Origin of the sequence: Neptunicella sp. (assembly GCF_048268085.1) — a bacterium.
Taxonomy (GTDB): domain Bacteria; phylum Pseudomonadota; class Gammaproteobacteria; order Enterobacterales; family Alteromonadaceae; genus Neptunicella.
Genome location: NZ_JBLWWF010000006.1, coordinates 170,096 through 196,654 on the forward strand (window position 1 = coordinate 170,096; position 26,559 = coordinate 196,654).

Genomic DNA, 26,559 nt, shown 5'->3' on the forward strand with positions numbered 1-26,559 from the left:
TGTCGCAATTATGCAGTGACAGCAATAAAAAAGGCGCTTAATGCGCCTTTTTACTCTTCCCAAGTGCCAGTATATTAAGCAAACTGATTCATGGTGTTATCTTTACCACCCGCTTTAAGTGCCTGGGTGCCAGAGAAGTACTCTTTATGTTCGTCACCAATATCCGAGCCGGACATATTCTGGTGTTTAACACAGGCCAGTTGCTGACGAATTTCCTGACGCTGTACCTTATCCACATAAGCCAGCATACCCATCTCACCAAAATAGTCTTTAGCCAGATTATCAGTGGATAATGCTGCTGTGTGGTAGGTTGGCAGCGTAATCAGGTGATGGAAAATGCCCGCTTCTTTGGCCGCATCACGCTGGAAGCGCTGGATTTTTTGGTCGGCTTCCATTGCCAATTCGGTTTCGTCATATTGCGCCTGCATCAGGTTATCGCGTTGATAGCCGCTGGTATCTTTGCCCTGCTGCTGCCAACTGTCGAATACTTGCTGACGGAAATTCAGTGTCCAGTTAAATGAAGGGCTGTTGTTGTAAACCAGCTTGGCGTCTGGCACCACTTCACGAATACGATTGACCATACCGGCAATCTGGCCGATATGCGGTTTTTCGGTTTCAATCCACAATAAATCAGCACCATGCTGCAATGAAGTAATACAATCCAGTACCACCCTATCTTCACCGGTATTGGCTTTAAAACGCACCAGTCCGTTTGGCAAACGTGTGGGTTTGATCAGCTTATCGCCCTGTTTAATCAACATATCGCCAGATTGGAGTTGATCCAGTGACGTAATAGCTTGGCCATCAATAAATGCATTGTACTGGTCTGCCAGATCCCCAGCCCGTTGAGATACCGGAATTTTTTGGGTCAGCCCAGCGCCCAGTGAATCGGTGCGCGCAACAATAACACCATCCTCAACGCCCATTTCCATAAAGGCATAACGTACTGCGTTAATTTTGGCCAGGAAATCTTCATGGGGCACGGTTACTTTGCCGTCTTGATGGCCGCATTGTTTGGCATCGGACACCTGATTTTCAATCTGGATGCAACAGGCGCCCGCTTCGATCATCTTTTTCGCCAGCAAATAGGTGGCTTCCTCGTTACCAAAACCGGCATCAATATCGGCAATAATCGGCACTACATGGGTTTGAAAGTGATCAATCTGCTTTTGAATTGCCTGTACTTTAACTTCGTCACCCGTTTCACGCGCCGCATCCAGCTCACTAAACAACTGTTGCAATTCCCGCGCATCGGCTTGTTTTAAAAAGGTATAAAGCTCTTCGATTAAGGCGGGAACTGAGGTTTTTTCATGCATGGACTGATCGGGCAATGGACCAAATTCAGAGCGCATGGCCGCTACCATCCAGCCGGATAGATACAAATAACGCCCTTTAGTGGTGTTGAAATGTTTTTTAACCGAAATCATTTTCTGCTGCCCAACAAAACCATGCCAGACACCTAACGACTGGGTGTAGTTGGCCGGGCTATTATCATAGGCAGCCATATCTGCACGCATAATCGCGGCAGTATACTTGGCAATATCCAACCCGGTTTTGAAACGATTTTGCAAACGCATACGGGCAACGGATTCAGCGTCAATTGCCTGCCATCCTGCCCCTTGTTGATTAAGCGTTGTCTGAGCCTGATTGATTTCAGTCTTATAGTTTTGCATAGGGTACTCCGTATTATTATGTTTAGTGCAATGACTTTGCTAGGCATTGAACATTGTTTGAACACTCGGGAGTCATCTTAGTGAAGTTTTAACTAAAATTTCACAATAGAAATTACACAATGTAAATTTTACAAAACACTAAAATCCCATGCTTCTGAATAAGCTCGATTTACGTACTAAATTGATCAATGTGCGGTTATCAGATTGAGAGAACGCGATAAGGAATTGAGCGGTTATCACTGGCTACAGAGAATTTAGATTAATCCATCTAAAAATCGAATCATTATTATCTATATTTCGCGCTGTTTCATTTATACACTTCGAGTAAGCTTGTTATATAAAATTATCTATACAGGATGATAATGAAATTAACCAACAGTAAATCCAGCTTTGGTTGGGTCAGTATTATTGTTCACTGGCTTAGTGCCGCAGCCATAGTAGGCTTATTCGTATTGGGATGGTGGATGGTAGACCTGACTTATTACAGTAAATGGTACCAAACCGCACCGATGTGGCATGTTAGCATCGGTATATTATTAGCGGTATTAACCGTATTCAGGCTGATATGGCGTTTTAGTCAGCCTCAGCCCGTATTTGAAGGGGTGCAATGGGAAAAGATGTCAGCCAAATTTGCGCATGGATTACTGTATTTGCTGCTGATACTGATATTTATTAGCGGTTACTTGATCCCTACCGCAGACGGTCGTGGCATTGACGTGTTTGACTGGTTTACCCTTCCCTCAATGGGAGAGTTGTTCCAGCATCAAGGCACCACTAGCGGTGATGTTCATCGTTGGGGCGCCTATATATTAATGGGACTAACCGGTTTACATGCCTTAGCCGCCGTTAAGCACCACTTTATTGATAAAGATTCAACCTTGAGCAGAATGCTAAAACCTGCCAAAAACAACAAAACCAACGGAGATAATTAATGAAAAAACTGATTTTTACTACGGCGTTACTGGCAGCTTCACCATTTGCAAGCGCAGCAGATTATGTGATCGATACACAAGGGGCTCACGCATCCATCAATTTTAAAGTGAGCCATTTAGGCTATTCCTATGTGACAGGCCGCTTTAATACTTTTGATGGCAAGTTCAGCTATGATCCAGCCAAACCTGAAGCATCAACGGTAACGGTTAATATCGATACCAGCAGTGTTGATACTAACCATGCTAAACGTAACAAGCACATTAGCAGTGACGATTTCTTAAACGTAGATAAATTCAGTACCGCTAAATTTGTTAGTACAGACGTTGAAGATGCTGGTGACGGTAAACTAAATATCAAAGGTAATTTAACCTTAATGGGTGTCACTAAACCTATCGTGATTGAAGCGACTAAAATTGGTGAAGGTAAAGATCCTTGGGGCGGTTATCGCGCAGGCTTTGAGGGAACAACCACTATTAGTATGGGTGACTTCGGTACCAAAATGGATTTCGGCAAAGTCGAATTTGATTTAATTGTTGAAGGTATTAAACAATAATCTTATTTGAATAAGTCGGGCTTTCTTAGCCCATCAAAAAACGGCGAATTATCGCCGTTTTTTTGTGTACAAATGCACAGAGTGGTTAAGGATTCCAGTGATCGGCAGGACGATATTTTTTAGTCAGTCCTTGTAAAAAATTACGCAAAAACTGGTCGCCACATTCTTTATAATTGCGGTGTTGTGGGTTTCTAAACAACGCGGACAGTTCACTTTTGCCTAATTTGAAATCCGCTAACTGCATAATATTGATGATGTCTTGTTCTTGCAGGGTTAATGCGACGCGGATTTTCTTCAGGATTTCGTTATTTGTTAACTTTTCACCTGCTTCAAGTACTTTGGGTTCTCTGCCCTCTTGCTTACCCCGATTTTTGTAAATCAAGCCATCCAAAAATAATGACAATACTTTATCGCGACACAGAACAAAGCCGGCTTCGTCTTCTTTTTTCATAATACCGTGTAAATATTCCAACTCCATGTCGTAATCGGCCAACTTAAAAATGGCAATAGCGGCGGTATCATTAATAGTTAGGGCGTAACGCAGGCGGCGTAGAACGTCATTATGAATCATCTAATATTCCAAGGTAGTAAACGCAGATAATTGCGTAAAAATGCTATTTTAACCTGATTTAGCTTGGTCGTGGGATGCAATTAAATAAAAAATACATTTTTGTTTATTTTTAGCAAGACAAATGACTAATTTGCGTATATAAAGCGTCACCTTCAATCGCTGAGTAGTACACTTATGAGCGCATTCGCTCTACCTAATGACAATGCTTTATCTACCGGTAAACTCGATCATATTGCCGATGCATTAGTTGAACAGGGTTATTGCTTAATTGAAGACTTTTTCCCGCCCGTTTTGATCAGCCAGCTGGCTATGCAAGTCCGTCAATTACCGGATGATTATTTTAAACGTGCAGCCATTGGGCGCGCCACCGAACAACAAATTAACCAATTTGTGCGCACTGATCACATTCACTGGCTGAGTGGAGAAACCCCAGAACAGCAACACTATATGAAACTTATGTCAGATTTGCGTATCGAGCTTAATCGACGTTTGTTTATGGGGCTGTTTGACTATGAATGTCACTTTGCCCATTACGCTCAAGGTAGTTATTACAAACGCCATCTGGATGCATTTAAAGGTAATACCAACCGGGTTTTATCTACCGTGTTGTATCTTAATCCTGACTGGGATCCGGCTGATGGCGGCGAGTTATTAATGTACCGTAAAAAAGTTAAAGAACCTTTTTTAACCGTGATCCCCAAGCTAGGATCCTTTATTGTATTTCTGAGCGAACGCTTTCCACATGAAGTCTTAGCCGCCAACAAAAATCGCTATAGTTTAACCGGCTGGTTTCGCGTCAATAACAGCTTGGGTGATTGCATCGATCCTTCCAGATAACTCCTTTTAATATCCGGCAATCATCAATATTCAAATTAAAAATACTTATTATTCAATTAGTTATAAAATATTTTAAAATTTTCTGTTGAAAAAAGCTTGGCCTGCCATATATATAAATTGTCGACGCCGAAAGGGTTGACAAAAACGCCGCCGATTATCGGGGCAAACTTAAACATTGATGGTCTAGTCACAACAAAACGGCAGCCCATCACATATTGCTTAATTAAGAGGATATGCAAATGCGTAACATCGATCTATCTCCACTTTATCGTTCTTTCATTGGTTTTGACCACTTGGCGTCTATGATTGACAACGCCTCACGCAATGAAAAACAAACCAGTTATCCACCTTATAACATCGAATTGCTCGCCGAAGACAAATATCGGATCACGATGGCTGTAGCCGGTTTCGCTGAAGATCAAATCGAAATCGAAGCCCAGGAAAACACGCTACTGGTCACCGGTAATAAGCAAGCGAAAGATGAGGAACGTAAATTCCTGCATAAGGGTATTTCAGAACGCAACTTTGAACGCAAGTTTCAACTAGGCGACCATGTCAAGGTGCTCGCAGCCGACCTGCAAAATGGTTTACTGCACATTGATTTGGAACGGATAATTCCCGAAGCCAAGAAACCTCGCAAGATTCAAATAGGCAGTAGCTTAATCGAGAATAAACCCGAATAAGTTCTTCTACTGTGTTGTCTCTCTGATAAAAGCGGCCTGATAAGCCGCTTTTTTAGTATGTACAATCTTGGTAAATAAGCTGATGAATCACGCGTCGAATTGACTGCCCAAAGATAATTCCAATCCTTTACCCAATAAAAAGGCCGGCATTGCCGACCTGTTTTATATTGTACCGATTAACCTTATTTTAATGCGCTTCGCTGACTTGGTTCACGGTGTATTTAGGTATTTCTACCACCAGATTTTCATCTTTCATCACCGCCTGACAGCCTAAACGCGATTCCGGCTCCAAACCCCAGGCTTTATCCAGCATATCATCTTCCAGTTCATCACTCTCATCCAGCGAATCAAAACCTTCACGCACGATTACATGACAGGTTGTACAAGCGCAGGATTTCTCGCAAGCATGTTCAATATCGATGCCATTTTTCAGGGCCGCATCCAGTACTGTTGTACCTTCCTCAACATCCAATACAGCACCATCGGGACACAATTCGCTATGGGGTAAAAATATGATTTGTGGCATTCTTTATATCCTGTTTGAAATTTAAATTTCGCTAACGTTATGGCCAGACAAGGCTTTGCGGATAGACTTATCCATGCGCCGTTGGGCAAATTCCTGACTATGTTGATCAACCACTTCAATCGCGGTTTTAATTGCTTGAGGATCATTACCTTGAGCGGCTTCTAACATGGCAGCAATAGCGTGTTCAATTTGCTGTTTTTCATTACTCGACAGTAATTCATCACCATCATCGGCTAATGCCGCTTGCAGTGACTCTCTGACCCGTTCGGCTTCAACCTGTTGTTCTTTAAGCATTCTGGATTGCATATCCTGTTTGGCATGCTGCATGGATGATTTAAGCATTTCTGCCACCTGATCATCACTCAATCCATAGGATGGTTTTACTTCTACACTGGCTTGCACACCACTGGATTTTTCCATCGCGGTGACGCTTAACAATCCATCCGCATCTACCTGGAATGTCACTCTAATATGCGCGGCCCCTGCTGCCATCGGTGGAATGCCATGCAGTTCAAATTTGGCTAACGAACGGCAATCTGATACCAGTTCACGATCACCTTGCAACACATGGATCATCATCGCCGTTTGACCATCTTTAAAGGTGGTAAATTCCTGCGCTTTGGCAACCGGAATTGTGGTGTTACGCGGAATAATTTTTTCCACCAACTCACCCATGGTTTCAATTCCCAATGAGAGCGGTAATACATCCAGTAACAGCATTTCACCATCGGGTTTGTTACCGACCAAAATATCGGCCTGAATGGCAGCACCAATAGCGACTACTTTATCCGGATCGATTGAGGTTAACGGCGTCTGACCAAAAAATTCACCGACCTGTTCACGAACCAATGGAATGCGAGTTGAACCGCCAACCATCACCACCTGAATCACATCTTCTTTTTCAATCTCGGCATCTTTTACTGCGCGGCGACAAGCCCGTAAGGTTTGCTTAACCAATGCGCCAATTAAAGCTTCAAATTCGCTTTTGCTAATATCACATTGCAGCGCATTGTCGTTGTCGTCGGTAAAACGCACCGTTGCAGATGGAGCATCACTTAATGCTTCTTTGACTGAACGAGCCTGATCCAACAAGATTCGATGTAATCGAGATGGCAGTTTTTCAGGTAAATTTAAGCGATGACGGATTGTATCAACCAGAAGATGATCAAAGTCATCTCCTCCTAATGCGGCATCACCGCCGGTGGCTAAAACTTCGAACACCCCTTTGGATAAACGTAAAATAGAAATATCAAAGGTGCCGCCACCTAAATCATAAACCGCAATCACGCCTTCCTGACCACTATCCAGTCCATAAGCAATGGCCGCCGCGGTAGGTTCATTGAGTAAACGCAATACGTTCAGTCCGGCCAGTTGGGCTGCATCTTTAGTGCCTTGGCGCTGGGCATCATCAAAATACGCCGGCACGGTGACAACCACACCCGTCAGTTCGTCGGCCAAACTTTGTTCAGCGCGCTGCTTCAATGCCGACAAAATATCCGCCGAGACTTGTACCGCATTCACTTTACCCGCCGCAGTTTGAATAGACGGAACAGCTTGTTCAAGCTGGCAAAATTCATAAGGCAAATTAGGGTAACTCGCCTGAATATCCGCTAGGGAACGACCAATGAAACGTTTCACCGAGGAAATGGTATTAGCCGGATCACTGCTGGCCGATTCACGTGCGGCCATGCCAATAATTTTTTGCTCAGCTTGATAATGAACAACCGAAGGTAAAATATGTAAACCATCGTTATCGGCTAGCGTTTGCGCTTCTCCGCTGCGTACCGTGGCCACTAACGAGTTAGTTGTACCAAGGTCAATACCGACGGCGAGTTTACGTTGATGAGGGGCGGTGCTTTGGCCCGGTTCTGCGATTTGAAGTAATGCCATTAGTCTTGCAGTTTCTCTTCCAGGTTAGCTATTTCGCTGCGTAATTTATACAGGAATTTAAGTTTACGGATTTCATTGGCAGCAACTAAATCATCTTGCCCATTGTTACTGGCTAGAAGTTTTTTTAGTTGTTGCAAATGTGCGGCAATTTGTTGGCTAATTTCATCATCCATGTCTTCCAGTGCATCTAAATCTTTGCTGTGCTGAATATCCTCAAGCTGCTCACGCCACTCCATTTGTTGCATCAGGAACGTGCCGTCCTGCATGGTGGAAGTCTCGTGCTTGAGATCCATTCCTTTTAGTTCGAGTAAATATTCAGCCCGTAATAGCGGAGACTTTAATATCTGGTAGGCGTCATTCAGTTGAGCATTTTTTTGCACAGATAAAAAGCGTTGCTGATCACTGGCAGTGGCGAATTTGTCCGGATGGGTCAACTGCTGCAGTTTTTGATAACTGACAGACAACTGGGTCAAATCCAAATCAAATTGGGCCGGTAAATTAAAGAGCTCGAAATGATTCATAACACCTTACTTAAGTTGTTTAAGACGATAAACAAAGCATAAAAAAATCGGCCAACCGGCCGACTTCTATACACTTCGGCACTGGAATACGTCTAAACGTTAAAACTCTCGCCACAACCACACTCGCCATTCACGTTAGGGTTGTTAAATTGAAAACCTTCATTCAGGCCTTCTTTGGCAAAGTCCAGCTGTGTACCATCTAGATAGACCAGGCTTTTGGCGTCGACAACAATTTTGACGTCATTATCTTCAAAAACTTGATCATCTTCATTAACGTCATCAACAAATTCCAGCACATATGCCAGGCCGGAACAGCCGGTGGTTTTAACCCCCAAACGCAAACCAAGTCCTTGGCCTCGATTAGCCAAAAAGGTTTTAGCTCGTTTAGCGGCAGCTTCAGTTACGGTAATAGCCACTAACCAATCCTATGCCGGACGCTTTGACTTATAATCTTCCACTGCAGCTTTAATGGCGTCTTCGGCCAAAATAGAGCAGTGAATTTTTACCGGCGGTAACGCCAGCTCTTCAGCGATTTGAGTATTCTTAATCGACACCGCTTCATCTAGCGTTTTGCCTTTGACCCACTCGGTTACGAGTGAGCTGGATGCGATAGCGGAACCACAACCGTAAGTTTTGAATTTGGCATCTTCAATAATACCGTTCTCACCCACTTTCAGTTGTAATTTCATCACGTCACCACACGCGGGTGCGCCTACCATACCAGTCGCAATGCTTGGATCATTTTTATCAAAACCACCCACGTTACGAGGGTTTTCATAATGGTCAATTACTTTGTCACTATAAGCCATGACTGCATACCTCTGTATTGGGAACCGTTATTTAAACCGTTCCGGAAAATTTATTTCTGTTGCTTAGTGGTGAGCCCACTCAACTGTGTCCAAATCCACACCATCTTTGTACATTTCCCAAAGTGGTGACATTTCACGTAATTTGTCGATAGCGCCACAGACCACGTTAATCACATGATCGATTTCTTCTTCAGTGGTAAAACGACCAATACTGAAACGAATTGAACTATGTGCTAATTCGTCATTGAGTCCTAACGCGCGTAATACATAAGACGGCTCAAGACTGGCTGAAGTACAGGCAGAACCTGATGACACGGCCATATCTTTAAGTGCCATAATCAGTGATTCACCTTCAACATAAGCAAAACTAACATTCAAATTGTTAGCAACACGTTGCTCCAAATCACCATTCACGTAAACCGCTTCAATATCTTTAATGCCGTTCCATAAACGATTACGCAACATCAAAATACGTTCGTTTTCCGCCGCCATTTCCTGTTTTGCCAAATGGAATGCTTCGCCCATACCGACAATTTGATGAGTGGCAAGGGTACCAGAACGCATACCTCGCTCATGTCCACCACCGTGCATTTGAGCTTCTAAACGAACACGAGGTTTACGACTCACATATAAAGCCCCCATCCCTTTCGGTCCGTAGGCTTTATGTGCCGAAAACGACATCATATCGACTTGCAAAGCTTGCAAATCAATTGGCACTTTACCGGCACTTTGCGCAGCATCGACATGGAACAAAATTTTACGTGAACGACATAATTCGCCAATTTTCTCAATGTCCTGAATCACACCGATTTCATTATTAACATGCATTACAGACACCAATATTGTGTCTTCACGCAGATTGGCTTCTAATTCAGCCAAATCCAATAATCCATTGGGCTGAGGTGTCATGTATGTGACTTCAAAGCCTTCACGCTCTAACTGACGGCAGGTATCAAGTACCGCTTTATGCTCAGTTTTAACGGTAATAATGTGCTTACCCTTTTTAGCATAAAAATGCGCTGCACCTTTGATGGCTAAATTGTTAGATTCAGTGGCACCAGAGGTGAAAACAATTTCACGAGGATCGGCGTTCACCAAATCTGCAATCTGGTTCCGCGCAATATCAACGGCTTCTTCGGCTTGCCATCCAAAACGATGTGAACGTGACGCAGGATTACCGAAATTGCCTTCGTTGGTCAGACATTCCATCATTTTTTCGGCTACACGAGGATCAACCGGTGTAGTGGCTGAATAATCCAGATAAATAGGTAATTTCATTACTTGCTCCAATTACAACTGCAAGGTGACGGAAATAGGCGTTTCCGCCGAATGCTGATTCTTGTTCTGGCGCTCTGCGACCACCTGAACATCATTTTTATCCATCAGTTCACCCAAGGTGATACTGTTAAGAAAGATACTGATTCGGTCACTTAAATCAGTCCATAAACTATGAGTTAAACAACGTTGGCCGCCCTGACAATCTGACAATCCGCTACAGCGAGTGGCATCGACAGATTCATCGACTGCGTTAATCACTTCACCGACCGCTATTTTACTGGCTTCACGACCAAGTTTATAACCGCCACCGGGTCCACGAACACTATCAACTAATTTATGACGACGTAAGCGGGAAAAAAGCTGTTCCAAATAAGACAGGGAAATTCCCTGACGTTCAGAAATATCAGCTAATGAAACCGGATTACGTTGCGAATGTAAGGCTACATCCAGCATCGCGGTAACCGCATAACGTCCTTTGGAGGTTAATTTCATTTCAGAACCCATGGCTATTGATGGCTGAAATTTTCACATACCCGACTAATTTAGTCAAGTATTAATCCCTATTCAACATTTCGACTTATGATTGTTTTATATGCCGGGATCAAAGGACTCAGGCTTGTTTTTGCGCAGTTCAGAAGCGGCATTCTCGGCTTCAGAAAACTCTTCCAGCTTTAAACTGGGCAAGGATTTATCACAGACCTTGCCACCCATGTCGTTAATGGCTTTGCACATATCGGCAACTTTGGTATCGATTAAATGCACATGATCGAGCATGGTACCAATCGCATTGGCAACTGGATCGGGGTTATCGGGTGAGACAGCGTAAGCGTCGAAACCGTACTGACGGGCAATCTGTTCACGCTTATTGGTTTTATTTTTATCTTGTACGTTATTTACAATTCGTCCAGGGATCCCTATTACTGTCGCACCGTCTGGCACGTCCTTGACCACCACTGAATTGGAACCGACTTTACCACCTTGACCGATGGTAATTGGCCCTAACACCTTGGCTCCGGCGCCAATAACCACATTATCCTTTAACGTTGGATGACGCTTGCCCCCATTCCAGCTGGTTCCCCCCAAGGTCACACCGTGATAAAGGGTCACGTCATCCCCAATTTCGGCCGTTTCACCAATCACCACTCCCATGCCATGGTCAATAAAGAACCGACGACCAATAGTGGCACCGGGGTGAATTTCGATTCCGGTGATCCAGCGGCTAAAAGTAGATAAGCTCCGTGCTACCCAGTACCATTTGGCTCGCCACAAGCGATGGGCTAATCGGTGCATCCAGATAGCATGCAAACCAGGGTAATTGGTTAATACTTCCAAGGTATTTCGAGCCGCAGGGTCACGACTAAAAACACTAGCAATATCTTCTTTTATTCGTTCAAACATGTAATTTTCTACTTACTTTTAGCAGTAATAGATTTATCAATAGAAGCCAGAATACCGCGCAGGATATTCAGTTCTTCCCGTTCCGGTCTTGCACGATTAAATAAGCGACGCAATTTAGTCATTACCATACCCGGATGTTGCTTAACAATAAAAGTCGTTTTGGTTAGGGTTTGTTCCAGATGGGTATAATAACGTTCCAAATCTTCTGATAAGGGATAATCTTCTTCCACTTCTTCATTCGGACTTTCAGCTAAATGCGCCATTCGGACTTCATAACATAATGTTTGTACTGCTGCGGCTAAATTCAATGAGCTATATTCAGGGTTAGCCGGAATACACACATGAAAATGACATTGCTGTAGTTCTTCATTACTCAAACCATTATTTTCGCGACCAAATACCAAAGCAACCGGGTACTTAGCCGATTCGGCTACTAATTTTTCACCACATCCGCGAGGTTCAATCATCGGCCAGGATAAGGTTCTGGAACGGGCACTGGTACCAATTACTAATCCACAGTCAGCCACTGCCTCGGCCAGGGAATTAACCGTTATTGCATTGGCTAATACATCCGTCGCACCAGCAGCTAAGGCACTGGCTTGTCCATCTGGTGCACTAACCGGATCAACAAGTACTAACTGGCTTAACCCCATGGTTTTCATCGCCCGTGCAGTTGAGCCAATATTACCGGTATGGGAGGTATTCACTAAGACAACTTTAATATTTTCTAGCATGTGAGAGTATTTGATAGGCCGCGAAAATTCAGGCGCGAATAATACCACAGCGACAGTAACTGTCATCTTTACTTGCCTTTTTAAGCGGCTCTGTTAGAATTCGCGGCGATTTTTTGAGCGGCTTGTCTAACACGAGCCCTATTCTGTTCTTTTACAATTGGTGGACCATTTATGCATGCAATGCTGAATATTGCGGTGCGCGCTGCGCGCACGGCCGGAAACATAATCCTCAAAGGATTTGAAAACCGTGATGAATTAATGACTGAGTTAAAAGGTGACAACGATTATGTCACGCGAATTGACAAAGAAGCGGAACAGGCCATTATTCGCAAAATTCAACAATCTTACCCTACCCACAGTTTTTTAGGTGAAGAAGGCGGCATAGTTGAAGGCGACGCTGATTACCAATGGGTAATAGATCCGCTTGATGGCACCACCAATTTTGTCCGTGGAATTCCTCATTTCGCGGTTTCCATCGCATTATTGTATAAAGGCCGTCTTGATCAGGCAGTTGTCTTTGATCCCATCCGTGGTGAATTATTCACCGCCAGTAAAGGATCGGGTGCACAATTAAATGGTTTCCGTATTCGTACTTCTAAAGCCCGTGATTTAAGCAATACTGTTCTGGCCACCGCCTTCCCTTTCAAAGCCAAACAACAAACCCAGCAATGTTTGGACAGCTTTCAGGCTATTTTCATGAAATCTGGCGATGTCCGCCGTGCTGGCTCTGCCGCTTTGGACATGGCCTATGTAGCTGCTGGTCGTTACGACGGTTACTGGGAAAAAGGCATCAACGCCTGGGACATTGCTGCGGGTGAATTATTGGTAAAAGAATCCGGCGGACTGGTTACCGATTATGACGGTGGTAATAACCCGATGAAAACCCGCAGCGTCGTCTGTGGTAATCCTAAAGTAGTACAAAATCTGGTTAAACACTTAAAAAGCTAGACCATCAATTAATACTATTTTCAGATAACAAAAAGCCGGGAAAAACCCGGCTTTTTAGATCTTAGAAGAAGATATGGATTACATCATTGGATCCTGATCAGCACCTTCTTTTTCCACTTCGCTAGGCATCAAATCCTCTTTCTTCACACCTAACATTAGCGCAATGGCACTAGCAATGTAGATAGAGGAATAAGTACCGATGAAAATACCGAACAATAATGCAGTCGCAAAACCATGAATTAATGCGCCACCTTTAAAGAACAAGGCGACCAATACCAATATAGTGGTTCCGGAAGTAATAATAGTCCGGCTCATGGTTTGAGTTAACGATGTATCAATGACCTCTTCCGGCTCTGCTTTACGGATTTTCAGGAAGTTCTCACGAATCCGGTCAAAGACAACGATGGTATCATTCAGGGAATAACCGATAACGGCTAATACCGCGGCTAATACCGTGAGATCAAATTCCAGTTGCAATACCGAGAATAACCCAAGGGTAATAATGACATCGTGGGCCAACGCAATAACTGAGCTCAGTGCCAAACGCCATTCAAAACGCACAGCAACATAAAACATAATACATAACAGTGCGGTCAACATTGCCAAGCCGCCTTGTTCTGCCAATTCGTCACCCACATTCGGACCGACAAATTCAATCCTGCGCATATCAACCTGATCACCGTCAGAACGCAATGCACTTAGCACTTCATCACCTAATGTAGATGCTTTCACCCCTTCACGAGGAGCCAAACGGATCAGCACATCTTCACTGGTGCCAAAGTTTTGCACCACGGCATCGGTATAACTGGCATTTTCCAGTTGTTTACGAATGTTATCCAGTTTAGCTGGTTGTTGATAACCGACTTCAATCAGAGTTCCACCGGTAAAATCCAGTCCCCAGTTTAGGCTATTAGTCGATAAACTAAATATCGATATCAAGATAAGCACACCAGAAAAAATCTGAGCCGGGAGGCGCAGTTTCATGAACTTGATGTTTTCTTTAAAATTTAATATTTGCATAGTCGTTACTCCGCCTAAATCGACAATTTGTCGAGGCGTTTGCCTCCCCAAAAACCATTAATGATCACTCGTGTTACCACGATAGCGGTAAACATCGAAGTGATAATTCCGATGGCCAGAGTAATTGAGAAACCTTTAATTGAACCGGTACCGATGGCAAACAAAATAATCGCAGCGATTAAGGTGGTGATATTGGCATCCAAAATAGTTGAGAAAGCACTATCATAACCTTGATGAATAGCTTGCTGAGGGCCTCGGCCGTCGCGCATTTCTTCTCTAATACGCTCAAAGATCAGTACATTAGCATCTACCGCCATACCTACGGTCAAAACAATACCCGCCATGCCCGGCAAGGTTAATGTGGCACCCGGAATCATTGACATAATACCGACAATCATGACCAGGTTAGTAGCAAGCGCCACATTGGCGACTAAACCAAATTTACGGTAATACACCGCCATAAAGATCAACACTAACGCAAAGCCCCAAACGATGGCCTGCATTCCTAAATCAATATTTTCTTGTCCCAGACTTGGGCCAACGGTACGTTCTTCCACAATTTGAATCGGCGCAATCAAGGCCCCCGCGCGAAGCAGCAACGCCAGGTTTTGTGCTTCTTGAGGCGAATCTAAACCAGTAATACGGAAATCACGCCCCAAACGGCTTTGAATTGTCGCAACACTGATAATTTGCTCTACTTTTTCAAATTTCGGTTTATCATTTTCATCCCGTTCAGCTAAGGGCTTATATTCAATAAACACGGTAGCCATGGGCTTGCCAATGTTGCCCTTGGTACCGGCAGACATTTTATTACCACCATCTGAATCGAGTGAAATATTGACCTGTGGACGACCATACTCATCCAGACTGCTGCTTGCATCGATAATATGATTACCGGTAAGCATGATCTTTTTCTCAAGCAGATGAGGTCGATTACTTTGGTCATTGATTAATTGAGAACCCGGTGGTACGCGCCCGTCAACAGCCGAGCCTACATCATGTTCGGTATCCACCATGCGCAATTCCAGTGTGGCTGTAGCGTTAAGGATTTCTTTCGCCCGAGCAGTATCCTGAATACCCGGTAATTGCACCACGATACGATCAGCACCCTGGCGTTGAATTAACGGCTCGGCAACACCTAACTGGTTAACCCGATTACGCATAATAGTAATATTTTGTTTTACGGCATAATCGCGAGTTTCAAGTAACTTCTTTTCTGACATGGTAGCCAGAATCATTAGATTATCTTTTTCATTGAAGACTAAGTCTGGATTACGTTTCTTTAAAAACGCTAATCCTTGATCCAAGGTTTCTTGGTCACGAAACTGGATATCAACACCTTCGTCCAACTGGCGAACAGTGCGGTAACGAATTCCTTCTTCGCGCAATGAAGTACGGAAATCACCAACCATGTCTTCCATGGATTTAGCAATGGCCAAGTTCATGTCCACTTCCATCAAAAAGTGCACACCACCACGTAAATCCAGTCCCAATTTAATCGGTTCAGCCCCTAATGACTCTAACCATTTTGGTGTATCCGGTGCCAAATTCATGGCTACGTAATAATTGTCACCCATGGATTTATCTAACATTTCACGAGCAAGTAATTGAGTTTCTGAATCGGGCACTCGAATTAGAATTTGATCGTTTTCTAATACAGCGCTTTTGATTTTAATATTTGCTTGCTGCAGATCGTCTTCAACCTGCTTTAATGTCTGCATGGTGACGGTGGCATTACGACCAGCCGAAATCTGAATGGCGTGATCTTCACCATATAGATTCGGTGAAGCATACAAAGCCCCAATGGCGATAATAAAAATCACCATTAGGTACTTCCATAATGGAGTTTTGTTTAACACAAGATATTCCTTTGTTTGGGTTGACGATAAAACCTCGCTAACCGGCGCTTATTCATTAAGTAGCAAACAAGCACCGGCATACTCAGGTAAACCCAGTTCAAAAATTACAGGCTTTTCATCGTGCCTTTGGGCAATACTGCCGAAATAGCCGATTTCTGTACCACAATGTTGGTGGCTTCATTCAATGCCAGTTCAACAAAATCTTTTTCTTCACTTACTTTTACTATTTTACCTACCATGCCACCTTGCGTTAGCACCTCATCCCCTTTGCTTAACGAAGCAACCAGATTCTTGTGCTCTTTAACGCGTTTAGCTTGTGGACGATACAGCATGAAATAAAAAATCAGACCGAAAATACCCAACATAATCAGCATTGACATACCGCCATCTTGCGCGCCACCAGGTGCAGCTTGTGCGTAGGCATTTGAAATAAATAAACTCATGTTTTTCCCCTAATTAATAAATTTTTATATTTTATAAAGCATCACAGTGCTGGCACTGGCATGTCTTTTTGTTGATAAAACTCAGTCACAAACTGATCAAGTTGACCGGCATCAATCGCATCCCGCAATCCTTGCATTACTCGTTGATAATAACGCAGGTTGTGAATGGTATTAAGTCTGGCACCGAGTATCTCATTGCACTTGTCCAAATGATGTAAATATGACCGCGAATAATTTTTACAAGTGTAACAGTCACATTTTTCATCTAATGGGCCGGTATCGGTTTTATGCTTGGCATTGCGAATCTTGACAATACCTTCGGTGACAAACAAATGTCCGTTACGAGCATTACGGGTTGGCATCACACAATCAAACATATCAATGCCACGGCGCACCGCTTCAACAATATCTTCCGGTTTACCGACTCCCATCAGATAACGAGGCTTATCTGCCGGGATCTTTTCCGCGGTATGATCCAAAATACGGATCATATCTTCTTTAGGTTCGCCTACCGACAATCCCCCAATGGCATAGCCGTCAAAACCAATATCCACCAATCCTCGCAACGAAATATCGCGCAAACCTTCATGCATACCGCCCTGAATAATGCCAAATAACGCTGACGGGTTACCGGCATGGGCATCTTTACTGCGCTGTGCCCAGCGTAATGAGAGTTCCATCGATTTACGTGCTACTGATTCTTCCGCAGGATAAGGCGTACATTCATCAAAAATCATTACGATATCCGAGCCAAGATCACGCTGGACATGCATGGACTTTTCCGGGGTAAGCATGATTTTTTCACCGTTGATGGGGGAACGGAACGTCACACCTTCCTCGGTAATTTTGCGAAGTTCACCTAAGCTGAATACCTGAAAACCACCGGAATCAGTCAATATAGGTTTATCCCAATGCATAAAGTCATGTAAGTCACCATGTAACTTCATCACTTCAGTGCCGGGACGTAACATTAAATGAAAGGTATTACCTAAACAGATATGTGCACCGGTATCTTCCAGTTCCTCCGGAGTCATTCCCTTAACCGTGCCGTAGGTACCAACAGGCATAAACGCAGGCGTTTCCACCACTCCACGTTGAAAAGTCATTCTACCCCGACGAGCTTTTCCATCGGTTTTAATTAATTCAAATTGCATAAAAAATCCTGACAGCAGACCGGAAAACAGTCCGGAGCTGAGAAAAAAGAGCGCTGATTATATACGAACACGCCTCGATTTTATAAAGTAAATTTACTGTTCAGCCCGCTCAATAAACATCGCATCACCATAACTAAAGAAACGATATTTCTGCTCTATGGCTTGTTGATAGGCACTCATCACCTTGTCTCGCCCTACAAAAGCACTGATTAACATCAATAAAGTCGATTCGGGTAAATGAAAATTCGTCAACATGGCATCAACAATCTGAAACTGATAACCGGGATAAATAAAAATATCGGTATCAGCATAATAAGGTTGTAGATCCGTTTGTTGTTTCAACGCGGCCTGAGCGGCTGACTCCAGAGAACGTACTGATGTGGTTCCCACCGCTACCACTCTTTTACCTTTTGCTTTTGTGGCCAGGATGGCATCTACCACCTCCTGTGGCACTTCGGCATATTCCGCATGCATTTGATGCTCCAGAATATTATCTACCCGCACCGGCTGAAACGTTCCCGCTCCCACATGCAAGGTGACAAAGGCTTGTTGAACCCCTTTATCCTTGAGTTGTTGCAGAATTTGATCATCAAAATGCAATCCTGCCGTTGGCGCGGCTACCGCTCCGGGTTTATCGTTATACACCGTCTGATAACGTTCTTTATCCGAATCCTCGTCAGGACGATCGATATAAGGCGGTAATGGCATGTGACCAAACTGTTCCAATACCTCCAGTACCGGTTGTTCGGTTAAAAACTGCAACTCAAATAAGGCATCGTGGCGCTGCAGCATTTCCACTTTAACCTGTTGCTCCAGAATGAGTATCGTTCCGGGTTTAGGTGCTTTACTGGCTCGCACATGAGCTAACACTCGTTGCTCATCTAATATACGTTCTACCAACACTTCAACTTTTCCACCAGACTGTTTCTGTCCAAGTAGTCGCGCAGGAATAACCCGGGTATTGTTGAATACTAAAAGATCGCCTTCATTGAGCAGATCAAAGATATTTTTAAATTGTAAGTGCTGTACCGCACCGGATTGGCCATTTAGATGCAACAAACGACTGGCAGAACGATCTTTCATCGGATAGCGAGCAATTAGTTCATCGGGAAGTTCAAAATTAAAATCAGACAGTTTCATAGGGGTACCAGAAAAATTCACAGCGCATTTTACGTATATCCCCTAACTATCTCAAGTTAGGCTATATTCGTGATTTTGCAGCAAGTTAGGTATTTTAATTTATACCTTTAATGCACTTTTAATACCGACATCAATAATATTTATACGTATCATTCAGTCTGTTTCTTCCATAAAGCTTTAACAGGTTATGTCCCTGTCTAACATTTTAACCCGGCTCCCGCCGGGTTTTTTTTATCTTTTTTCCGCTGATACGGTTTGCTATTAGTTATCATCCGTCGCGATGCCCATATCGGCAAAAATATCTAACATATCTTCCCGCTCTATTCGTCTCACATTGAGTACAAACATAATTTGTAACAATAGATCCGCACCCAATATTCCCTTATTCACTTTATTTCTCAGGTTGTCTGCGCTTTGATCTATGCCGATACTGGACAGACGGTCACTGAGATCTTGGTATTTAACACCACGACGAGACATCTCAGCTTTCAGTAAGCGTTGAACTAATTGGCGCCAATCGGCCGTTTTTGGACTTGCATGCATAATAATTAACCCACAACAAATGTGACGTATAATTTACATTCAAACACTTTTTTATTCAAATAAAATAAATTAATGTTTGACTAACTATTTTTTTACTGACTATTATAGTGCCCAGAACAACTTAGTCAGATGCTTTAAAGGAGAGTAGCCATGACTTGGGATCTTGACCAACTTAAGACCCTTATCAGTAGTAATGATGACTATGTCGTCACTCATGAAGAAAATTGTCTGTTAATCGCTAATTCAGATGGTATCGATGCCTGGTTAGCCATTAGCGGTGAACAAATATTGGTTGAGTCGTTACTGTTTTCAATCGACGAAGTAAAAGACACAGCCGCCCTGAATGCAGAAATACTCAAGACACATATGATTTTTCCGTTGAGTACCGTGGGTATTTCAAACATTTCCGGACAAGAATATTACATCGCATTTGGTGCACTTAGTTCCCAGTCCAAAGAACAAAGCGTGCTGATTGAAATAGAAACCTTATTTCAGAATGTTGCCGGCTTCCTGGATGCCTATCAGGAACATCTGAAATAACCCTAGTCACAGTGTGAGGAGACAATTATGTCTGTTTGGAGAAAATTAGTTACTGCCGTTAAAGGTGGCGTTACCGAAGCAGCTGAAGCGGTTGCCGATAGTCAGGCAATTCGTATCCTTGAACAGGAAATTCGTGATGCCAAAGAAGAATTACGTCGTTCAGATCATGCTCGTACGCAAATTCTGGCCAAGTGTAAACTGGCTCAACAAAAGGTCGACAGTTTACAGTCATCGATTAGCCAGTATGAAGAACATGCTCGCAAAGCCATTGATACCGATCGTCAGTTAGCGTTGGATTGCGCCCAGAAAGTGGCCGACCTAAAAGCTGAAATGAATACAGAACAGCAATATCTGGATCAGTTCAAGCAATCGGAAAAACAGCTGGCCGAAAATATCAGCCAAGCCAAAAACAATTTGCGCCGCCTGGAGCAGCAAGTGGATATGGTTAAGGCCACCGAGTCAGTACAAAAAGCGCAGGTTGCCGTATCATCGCGCCATATGGGTGCCAACAGCAAAATGAAAACGGCTACCGAGTCTTTACAACGTATTCAGGATAAGCAGAATATGCGTAATGCCGAACTGCAAGCAGCTCAAGAACTGGCTGCAGATGAATCCACCGATGATTTGGAAAAACGTCTGGCCAATGCTGGCATCAAAGGTGGCGAAACGTCCGCAGATGATGAGTTAAGCCGAATATTAGGAAAATAATCGCTCTATGCCAATGATTCAGAAAATCAGAAAACTGGTCCTGAAACATTTTATCCATATGCGCTGGTACTCTGTAGTACTGGCGCTTATTGTTTATGCCACAATAAGCTGGCTATTGTTATGGATAAGTAATGAAACCGCATTAATTCAATGGCCTGATTTTCTCTATTGGCTAATGGTAACCGGCTCAACCGTAGGCTATGGCGATATGTCGCCGACCACTGATGCGGGAAAATACGTCACCAGTATTTTTATTATTCCCTTCGGCCTCAGTATTTTTGCCCTGATTGTGGGGCGCGCCGCCGCCTGGATCTCACAGCAATGGCATAAAGGAGTAAAAGGTTTGAAAGCAATTCATGTTTCTCAGCATATTTTAGTCATCGGCTGGCACGGTGAACGCACCATGCACTTACTCAATTTACTATTACGTGAACGTGACGAAGCGAATAAACAACAAGCAATCGTACTTTGTGTTCGCGCTGATATAGCCAATCCCCTTCCCGGACAGATTGAATTTGTAAAGGTTAACTCGTTTAATAAAGATGTGGATATGAATCGGGCGTGCATAGCCGATGCCTCGGTGATTATCGTCGACAATCCCCGTGACGACGAAACCATGACCACCGCGCTGTATTGCCATCAACGTAACCCGAACAATCATCTACTGGTTTACTTTGAGGACGAGAGTTTAAGTAAGTTGCTTAAACAACATTGTACCAATGTCGAATGCACTCCCAGCGTCGCAGTGGAAATGCTGGCTAAATCAGCATTTGATCCCGGTTCCAGCTCTCTGCATCACGATTTGCTGAATGTGGAAGACGACGGGCAGGCCCAATATTCGGTTAGCGTTCCGGAACTCCAGCAGCCAATTACGGTAGAGCAACTTTTTATTGGCCTGAAAAAGTCTTATAACGCGACCGTCATCGGACTGGCTAATCACCTTAAACAAATTGAACTTAATCCGAATCTGACCACCTTATTAGCGCCAGGCGATAAAATTTACTATATCGCCTCTCGCAGGCTGAAAAATATCGACTGGGAGACCTTTCATGTTCAGTAAATGGTTTGGCAAAAAAGACACTGACAATAAAGTCGATGCTCCAGAGATAATGGGCTTGTATCTGGGCGGCTCATTTGAAATCGATCCATTGAAATTACGCTTAATCGAGCCACAACTGATTATCGAGAATGCCGCCAGTCAGCATCTGATTCAGGCCGTAGGTGAAGTGCACCTCGATACTGGCGGTAAAATTTTACGTTTTTACACCGATGACGATGCGTTTGTGCAGGTGGTAATGGATGGCGGTGATACCGAAAACCATATTACGGATGTAAAACTATGGTACTTTTTCGACACGCAAACCGTTGGCAATGACCAACAGTGGCAACAGCTTGTTAACTCGGATATTTCCCAACCTGAGTATCAATTGGAACAACAAACCTTCAGCCGCGTCTGGAATGCCGTAGGTGAACAGTCTCCACCGGTGGCGATGACCGAAAAAACCTACGAACAGGATGGTGATGTTAGCGAAACGGATCAATTTGTGATGTTATATGAACGAGCCATTGGAGAAGACGAATTTGAGTCACTGATGGTCAGCGGCGAAGAAAAACAAGTGGGTAACAATCTTGACCGCTGCCGGGTAATCAGTACCGGGTTTAATCTTCAACCTGCGGATATTCGTATTAACGGATAACACTTTAATAAATTAAAGGAAACTATGATGGAACTGATTTTACAATCGTTAAGCGGCCTGACTAATTTTGCCCTGTATTTTATCGTCTCAATTGCGCTGCTGTTTATCTTTAAAATTGCTTACGCTTTTGTCACTCCTCACGATGAGTGGAAACTGGTTAAAGAAGACAAGAGTGATGCCGCCGCTATCGGTTTTGCTGGCGCCATGATTGGTTTTTCATTGGCATTAGCCAGTGCCGCCACTAATTCTACCCATTTAGTTGATTTTGTAATTTGGGGCATCGTGGCATTGCTTGCCCAATTGTTTGCTTTTGGTTTATTACGTTTTACCTTTATGCCCATGATTGCTGAACGTATCAGCAACAATGAAACCTCCGCCGGTATTATGTTGGCCGGCATGTCAGTTGCAGTTGGTTTGCTCAATGCCGCTTGCATGAGTTATTAGGGGGTAATGTTGTGAATGAATCGATTAAACGTAGTCGCACAATCAACCTAAGTAGAATGCGCAAGCATTTTGCACTCAAACCTCTTGCCCTTAGTGTCACGGCGGTGATGCTCAGTGCCTGCAGCAGTCCCAAACAAGACGCCACGGTTTATACCAGTGAAGATGACTGCTCCAGTGCCAATCCAGGACACGAGCAAGAATGTAAGGCGGCCTATCAGCAGGCTTTACAAGATGCCGAACGTACCGCGCCAAAATACAACAGCATGAATGACTGTGAATATGAATTTGGTGCCAATCAGTGCCGCCAGACTCATAGTGGTGGAGGGTCGTTTTTTATGCCCTTTATGGCCGGTTATATGCTAAGTAACTTACTCAGTCCTGGCCCTTACTACTCGCAACCGCTATTTACTTCCTATTCGCGTTATTCACCGTATCGTAACCACTGGATAACCGCTGATGGCAACGATTATGGTGACTTGCGTAACCGTAATCTGCGCGTCAGTAAAAATGCTTACAAACCTAAACCCACTGTTACCAAAACCATGCAACGGGGTGGTTTTGGTTCTTCGGTCAGAGCAAAATCTAGCTGGGGTAGTTCCAGTAAAGGTGGTTGGGGCGGATAGGATTGAGCTTCGAGCTTCGAGCTTCGAGCTTCGAGCTTCGAGCTTCGAGCTTCGAGCTTCGAGCTTCGAGCTTCGAGCTTCGGCAATATAATAGTTAGCCAATAATTGAGAACAAATGTTACGCATCGCTTCAGCACCGCGCCCTGACTGGCAAGCCAGGGCGAAAGCCTTTGGCTTTCATTTTCACACCTTGTACGGTGAGCCCTACTGGGATGAATCGGCTTATTATCAGTTCAGTCTCAAACAAATCGAACAGGATTTGGAAGATCCTACTGCCGAGTTGCATCAGATGTGTTTGCAAGTGGTGGATAAAGTCGTTAACGATGAACAGTTATTACAGCAGTTCCAAATTCCTCAAGCCTTTTGGCAGCCCATTGCCGATTCGTGGCAACGTCAGGATCCGAGTCTCTATTCCCGTCTGGATTTAGCCTATCACGGCACAGGCCCTGCCAAATTTTACGAAAACAATGCCGATACGCCTACTTCCCTGTATGAATCGGGTTTCTGGCAGTGGTTATGGCTGGAAGATTTGGTTAATCAGGGGCATATCAATCAAGCCGCTGACCAATTTAATTCCTTACAGGAAAAACTGGTCAACCGGTTTGATGCAATCGCCCGTCATTATCAAATTAATCAGCTGCATTTTGCCTGCTGCAAAGACACCGAGGAAGATCGTGGCACGGTGCAATATTTACAGGATTGCGCCAAAGAAGCAGGGTTACGCGACGACTTTGTGTTTATCGAAGATATTGGATTGGGTGAATCAGGTGATTTTACCGATTTAGTGGATAAGCCTATCCAATCAATGTTTAAACTCTACCCGTGGGAGTTTATGCAGCGCGAGGCCTTTGGCGAGCATATTGAAACAGCCGAGGTTAATTGGCTGGAACCGTTATGGAAATCGGTTTTATCCAACAAAGCCTTATTGCCGATGTTATGGAAAATGTTTCCCAAACACCCTAATTTACTACCCGCCTGGTTTGAAGATGAACTGCATCTGGCCGACCAGAGCCAACTGGTCAAAAAGCCGATATTTTCCCGAGAAGGTGCCAACGTTAGCGTGATTAAAGACGGTAAAACCATTATCGATGCCGATGGCCCTTATGGCGAAGAAGGCTTTATTTATCAGCAATGGTATGGGTTACCCAAGTTCGGTGATAACCATACCTTAATTGGCTCATGGTTAGTGGATGACCAGCCAGCGGGTATATCGGTAAGGGAAGACAAATCGGCCATCACTCAGGATATGTCCCGCTACTTACCGCATATTATTTTATAGGAACAATAACGATGGCTAGCCGCCTTCACAAATTTATTGGGCTATTCCTAGTTTTTGGGATTCTACCGGTCTGGATTGGACAGAGTTCAGTCAGCGCCACCACCATTAACGTGACAGATTACGGTGCCACAGGAAATGATAATACCGACGATGTAGTCAGCATTCAGCAAGCTATTAATGAAACCAGCGCGAGTGATACGCTGTTTATTCCCGACGGGATTTATAAAATTAGCCGCCCTATTCTGTTAAAAACAAACATCAAGATTACCGGTCAATCACAAAACAATACCGTTATTCAGTTTGCTGGAGATAACATTTATTCGATGATGACGTTATCTGGTGTATCCAGGGTAGAAATTGCCTCATTGACGTTGGATGGAAATAATCGCGATGTGGCCAATGCCATTTTTGCCGAAAAAGGCAGTGGCCATAAACTGCATCATCTGACCATAAAAAATCTCAATCACAACGGCTTCGGACCGCATGGAGTGCTATTTTCCGGTAGTGCCAGTTGGACGGATTCAGTAACCCACAGCGTGATAGTGGACAACACATTTAGAAATATTGGCGTTAACTCACCGTGGGGCGCCGCAGTTCGATTGGCTAATGGTGCGTCACACAATCAAGTTTTAAGCAATACCATCACCGATACTGGGCGTGGAGGAATACTGGCCAATCAGGGCTCTACCGATCTCATTATCCGTGAAAACCGTATTAGTGGCATTGGCAAAGCGGCTGAAGGCCTGTCTATTGAGGTACATACCGAATGCAATCGTGCCACTATTGAAGACAACATCGTTGATCACTGGATTAGTCTGGATAAAACTAACTACAGCGCGATACGTCGCAATAAAATAACGACCGATAAATCCTCAGACTGGAAATATGCCGCGCTGGAACTTGCGGGCGGCACCAATAATATATTTACCGACAACCTGGTTGATGGCGGCACAAAAACCGGTATTTCCATATCAATAAATTATCCAAAGGAATATATTTTTTGGGGACGTAACACCATCAAACATGCGGCAGACTGGGGGGCGCAGTTGCAAGGAGAATCACAGGGACTCAGTTACCATTATTTTTACCACAATACATTTTCTTATACTTACAGAAATCATCCCCAATCCTCTTACCCCGATCAGGGACATGGCTTTCGGGTTAATGGCAATACACATCACATCACTCTAGAACAAAATACCTTCAACAACAATCAGGGACTAGGCATTGAATTTAATGGTACGAATATTGACCAATTTACCTTTATCAACAACAGCATAGTTGGAAATAAGTTAGCAGCCATTACTACTTACCCGGGTAAGGATCTGCAATGGAGCAATAATAAAGTGAATGGTAATGGCGACGACAACGTTCCGGCATCTTCAGGATTTGTGCGTAGCGCATTACCTGTTGTCAACTTTACCAATGACGCAACTGTTAGGATGAATACCCCAATTCAATTTATCAATTCATCTGTTTCCAAGGATTCGGCAGGCAATAGCGCGCATGTATTGTGGGATTTCGATGATGGTCTACCCAGTAACCAAAACAACCCCACCTTCACCTACACCCAGCCAGGATCATACCGTGTCACCCTGATTGTCTGGGATGATAAAGGCAGAGCGGCGCGTAAGGAGAAAGTGATTACTGTTCTATCCGAGCGTTAACTCAATGATTTGAATGAATAAAAACTTCGTTTGTGTCATTCAAAATAACGAAAAAGCCTTTCTTTGTTACGTGATTATCACACACCGA

General features: G+C 43.8%; 30 protein-coding genes. 13 read left to right on the forward strand and 17 right to left on the reverse strand.

Translation table 11 applies throughout. The features are described 5' to 3' along the window. Positions 1 to 74: 74 nt before the first annotated feature. On the reverse strand, positions 75 to 1,673 hold the full coding sequence (locus ACTD55_RS06875) for an isocitrate lyase (RefSeq protein ID WP_438863578.1): 1,599 nt from the start codon (positions 1,671 to 1,673) through the stop codon (positions 75 to 77). 362 nt (positions 1,674 to 2,035) lie between these two features. Here ACTD55_RS06875 and ACTD55_RS06880 point away from each other — a divergent pair, with 362 nt between their 5' ends. Together ACTD55_RS06880 and ACTD55_RS06885 are read left to right on the forward strand one after the other, a co-directional pair. Further along, the gene (locus tag ACTD55_RS06880) at positions 2,036 to 2,605 is read left to right on the forward strand and encodes a cytochrome b (protein ID WP_438863579.1); all 570 of its coding nucleotides are present in this window, start codon (positions 2,036 to 2,038) and stop codon (positions 2,603 to 2,605) included. Then, positions 2,605 to 3,159 carry a YceI family protein gene (locus ACTD55_RS06885; RefSeq protein WP_438863580.1) on the forward strand — a complete coding sequence of 185 codons (555 nt, stop codon included), beginning with the start codon at positions 2,605 to 2,607 and terminating at the stop codon, positions 3,157 to 3,159. Before ACTD55_RS06880 ends, ACTD55_RS06885 begins: the two co-directional genes overlap by 1 nt. An 85-nt stretch (positions 3,160 to 3,244) precedes the next feature. Here ACTD55_RS06885 and ACTD55_RS06890 read toward each other — a convergent pair whose 3' ends face one another. Then, a complete protein-coding gene (locus ACTD55_RS06890) occupies positions 3,245 to 3,730 on the reverse strand; it encodes a DUF1456 family protein (RefSeq protein WP_438863581.1) in 486 nt (161 codons plus the stop codon). 174 nt (positions 3,731 to 3,904) lie between these two features. Between ACTD55_RS06890 and ACTD55_RS06895 the strand changes: the two genes are divergently transcribed. Next, positions 3,905 to 4,567 carry a 2OG-Fe(II) oxygenase gene (locus tag ACTD55_RS06895; protein ID WP_438863582.1) on the forward strand — a complete coding sequence of 221 codons (663 nt, stop codon included), beginning with the start codon at positions 3,905 to 3,907 and terminating at the stop codon, positions 4,565 to 4,567. Between the two features lie 239 nt (positions 4,568 to 4,806). Then, complete coding sequence (locus ACTD55_RS06900; RefSeq protein ID WP_438863583.1) at positions 4,807 to 5,250, forward strand: Hsp20 family protein; 444 nt, start codon at positions 4,807 to 4,809, stop codon at positions 5,248 to 5,250. Between the two features lie 187 nt (positions 5,251 to 5,437). Here ACTD55_RS06900 and fdx read toward each other — a convergent pair whose 3' ends face one another. The 9 genes from fdx to trmJ all read right to left on the reverse strand — a co-directional run bounded on the left by fdx (position 5,438) and on the right by trmJ (position 12,406). Beyond that, positions 5,438 to 5,776, reverse strand: a complete 339-nt coding sequence (gene fdx / locus ACTD55_RS06905) for an ISC system 2Fe-2S type ferredoxin (RefSeq protein WP_438863584.1) — start codon at positions 5,774 to 5,776, stop codon at positions 5,438 to 5,440. Positions 5,777 to 5,797: 21 nt separating this feature from the next. After that, on the reverse strand, positions 5,798 to 7,666 hold the full coding sequence (hscA, locus tag ACTD55_RS06910; protein WP_438863585.1) for a Fe-S protein assembly chaperone HscA: 1,869 nt from the start codon (positions 7,664 to 7,666) through the stop codon (positions 5,798 to 5,800). Continuing rightward, positions 7,666 to 8,187, reverse strand: a complete 522-nt coding sequence (hscB, locus tag ACTD55_RS06915; RefSeq protein ID WP_438863586.1) for a co-chaperone HscB — start codon at positions 8,185 to 8,187, stop codon at positions 7,666 to 7,668. The genes hscA and hscB overlap by 1 nt, the downstream gene beginning before the upstream one ends. Positions 8,188 to 8,279: 92 nt before the next feature. Continuing rightward, on the reverse strand, positions 8,280 to 8,603 hold the full coding sequence (gene iscA / locus ACTD55_RS06920) for an iron-sulfur cluster assembly protein IscA (RefSeq protein ID WP_438863587.1): 324 nt from the start codon (positions 8,601 to 8,603) through the stop codon (positions 8,280 to 8,282). A gap of 9 nt (positions 8,604 to 8,612) precedes the next feature. Next, the gene (gene iscU, locus ACTD55_RS06925; protein WP_438863588.1) at positions 8,613 to 8,996 is read right to left on the reverse strand and encodes a Fe-S cluster assembly scaffold IscU; all 384 of its coding nucleotides are present in this window, start codon (positions 8,994 to 8,996) and stop codon (positions 8,613 to 8,615) included. 63 nt (positions 8,997 to 9,059) lie between these two features. Continuing rightward, positions 9,060 to 10,274, reverse strand: a complete 1,215-nt coding sequence (locus ACTD55_RS06930) for an IscS subfamily cysteine desulfurase (protein ID WP_438863589.1) — start codon at positions 10,272 to 10,274, stop codon at positions 9,060 to 9,062. Positions 10,275 to 10,286: 12 nt separating this feature from the next. Beyond that, positions 10,287 to 10,766, reverse strand: coding sequence for a Fe-S cluster assembly transcriptional regulator IscR (gene iscR / locus ACTD55_RS06935; protein WP_438863590.1), 480 nt, complete (start codon positions 10,764 to 10,766; stop codon positions 10,287 to 10,289). 96 nt (positions 10,767 to 10,862) lie between these two features. Further along, positions 10,863 to 11,672, reverse strand: a complete 810-nt coding sequence (gene cysE / locus ACTD55_RS06940) for a serine O-acetyltransferase (protein ID WP_438863591.1) — start codon at positions 11,670 to 11,672, stop codon at positions 10,863 to 10,865. Between the two features lie 8 nt (positions 11,673 to 11,680). After that, positions 11,681 to 12,406, reverse strand: a complete 726-nt coding sequence (gene trmJ, locus ACTD55_RS06945) for a tRNA (cytosine(32)/uridine(32)-2'-O)-methyltransferase TrmJ (protein WP_438863650.1) — start codon at positions 12,404 to 12,406, stop codon at positions 11,681 to 11,683. Positions 12,407 to 12,577: 171 nt separating this feature from the next. Here trmJ and suhB point away from each other — a divergent pair, with 171 nt between their 5' ends. After that, a complete protein-coding gene (gene suhB, locus ACTD55_RS06950; RefSeq protein ID WP_438863592.1) occupies positions 12,578 to 13,354 on the forward strand; it encodes an inositol-1-monophosphatase in 777 nt (258 codons plus the stop codon). A gap of 78 nt (positions 13,355 to 13,432) precedes the next feature. Here the strand turns inward: suhB and secF are convergent, their stop codons facing one another. The 6 genes from secF to ACTD55_RS06980 form a co-directional block, all read right to left on the reverse strand. Next, entirely contained in the window at positions 13,433 to 14,374 is a 942-nt protein-coding gene (secF, locus tag ACTD55_RS06955; RefSeq protein WP_438863593.1) for a protein translocase subunit SecF, read from the reverse strand. A gap of 14 nt (positions 14,375 to 14,388) precedes the next feature. Further along, on the reverse strand, positions 14,389 to 16,233 hold the full coding sequence (gene secD / locus ACTD55_RS06960; protein WP_438863594.1) for a protein translocase subunit SecD: 1,845 nt from the start codon (positions 16,231 to 16,233) through the stop codon (positions 14,389 to 14,391). 104 nt (positions 16,234 to 16,337) lie between these two features. Further along, positions 16,338 to 16,676, reverse strand: a complete 339-nt coding sequence (gene yajC, locus ACTD55_RS06965) for a preprotein translocase subunit YajC (protein ID WP_438863595.1) — start codon at positions 16,674 to 16,676, stop codon at positions 16,338 to 16,340. A 41-nt stretch (positions 16,677 to 16,717) separates the two neighbouring features. Beyond that, the gene (gene tgt, locus ACTD55_RS06970) at positions 16,718 to 17,830 is read right to left on the reverse strand and encodes a tRNA guanosine(34) transglycosylase Tgt (RefSeq protein WP_438863596.1); all 1,113 of its coding nucleotides are present in this window, start codon (positions 17,828 to 17,830) and stop codon (positions 16,718 to 16,720) included. Positions 17,831 to 17,923: 93 nt separating this feature from the next. Beyond that, on the reverse strand, positions 17,924 to 18,970 hold the full coding sequence (gene queA, locus ACTD55_RS06975) for a tRNA preQ1(34) S-adenosylmethionine ribosyltransferase-isomerase QueA (protein WP_438863597.1): 1,047 nt from the start codon (positions 18,968 to 18,970) through the stop codon (positions 17,924 to 17,926). 261 nt (positions 18,971 to 19,231) lie between these two features. Beyond that, on the reverse strand, positions 19,232 to 19,513 hold the full coding sequence (locus ACTD55_RS06980; protein WP_438863598.1) for a DUF6471 domain-containing protein: 282 nt from the start codon (positions 19,511 to 19,513) through the stop codon (positions 19,232 to 19,234). A gap of 150 nt (positions 19,514 to 19,663) precedes the next feature. Here ACTD55_RS06980 and ACTD55_RS06985 point away from each other — a divergent pair, with 150 nt between their 5' ends. The 8 genes from ACTD55_RS06985 to ACTD55_RS07020 all read left to right on the forward strand — a co-directional run bounded on the left by ACTD55_RS06985 (position 19,664) and on the right by ACTD55_RS07020 (position 26,471). Then, a complete protein-coding gene (locus tag ACTD55_RS06985; protein ID WP_438863599.1) occupies positions 19,664 to 20,053 on the forward strand; it encodes a YjfI family protein in 390 nt (129 codons plus the stop codon). 27 nt (positions 20,054 to 20,080) lie between these two features. Next, positions 20,081 to 20,761 carry a PspA/IM30 family protein gene (locus ACTD55_RS06990; protein WP_438863600.1) on the forward strand — a complete coding sequence of 227 codons (681 nt, stop codon included), beginning with the start codon at positions 20,081 to 20,083 and terminating at the stop codon, positions 20,759 to 20,761. Between the two features lie 13 nt (positions 20,762 to 20,774). Next, positions 20,775 to 21,821 carry an ion channel gene (locus ACTD55_RS06995; protein WP_438863651.1) on the forward strand — a complete coding sequence of 349 codons (1,047 nt, stop codon included), beginning with the start codon at positions 20,775 to 20,777 and terminating at the stop codon, positions 21,819 to 21,821. Further along, complete coding sequence (locus ACTD55_RS07000) at positions 21,811 to 22,458, forward strand: YjfK family protein (protein WP_438863601.1); 648 nt, start codon at positions 21,811 to 21,813, stop codon at positions 22,456 to 22,458. The genes ACTD55_RS06995 and ACTD55_RS07000 overlap by 11 nt, the downstream gene beginning before the upstream one ends. Before the next feature lie 27 nt (positions 22,459 to 22,485). Then, positions 22,486 to 22,902: a DUF350 domain-containing protein gene (locus tag ACTD55_RS07005; RefSeq protein WP_438863652.1), complete on the forward strand. Its 417-nt coding sequence runs from the start codon at positions 22,486 to 22,488 to the stop codon at positions 22,900 to 22,902. Between the two features lie 11 nt (positions 22,903 to 22,913). Beyond that, positions 22,914 to 23,525, forward strand: a complete 612-nt coding sequence (locus ACTD55_RS07010; RefSeq protein ID WP_438863602.1) for a DUF1190 family protein — start codon at positions 22,914 to 22,916, stop codon at positions 23,523 to 23,525. A gap of 115 nt (positions 23,526 to 23,640) precedes the next feature. Beyond that, positions 23,641 to 24,804, forward strand: coding sequence for a glutathionylspermidine synthase family protein (locus ACTD55_RS07015; RefSeq protein WP_438863603.1), 1,164 nt, complete (start codon positions 23,641 to 23,643; stop codon positions 24,802 to 24,804). A gap of 11 nt (positions 24,805 to 24,815) precedes the next feature. Further along, entirely contained in the window at positions 24,816 to 26,471 is a 1,656-nt protein-coding gene (locus tag ACTD55_RS07020) for a right-handed parallel beta-helix repeat-containing protein (protein WP_438863604.1), read from the forward strand. The last annotated feature ends 88 nt before the right edge of the window (positions 26,472 to 26,559 follow it).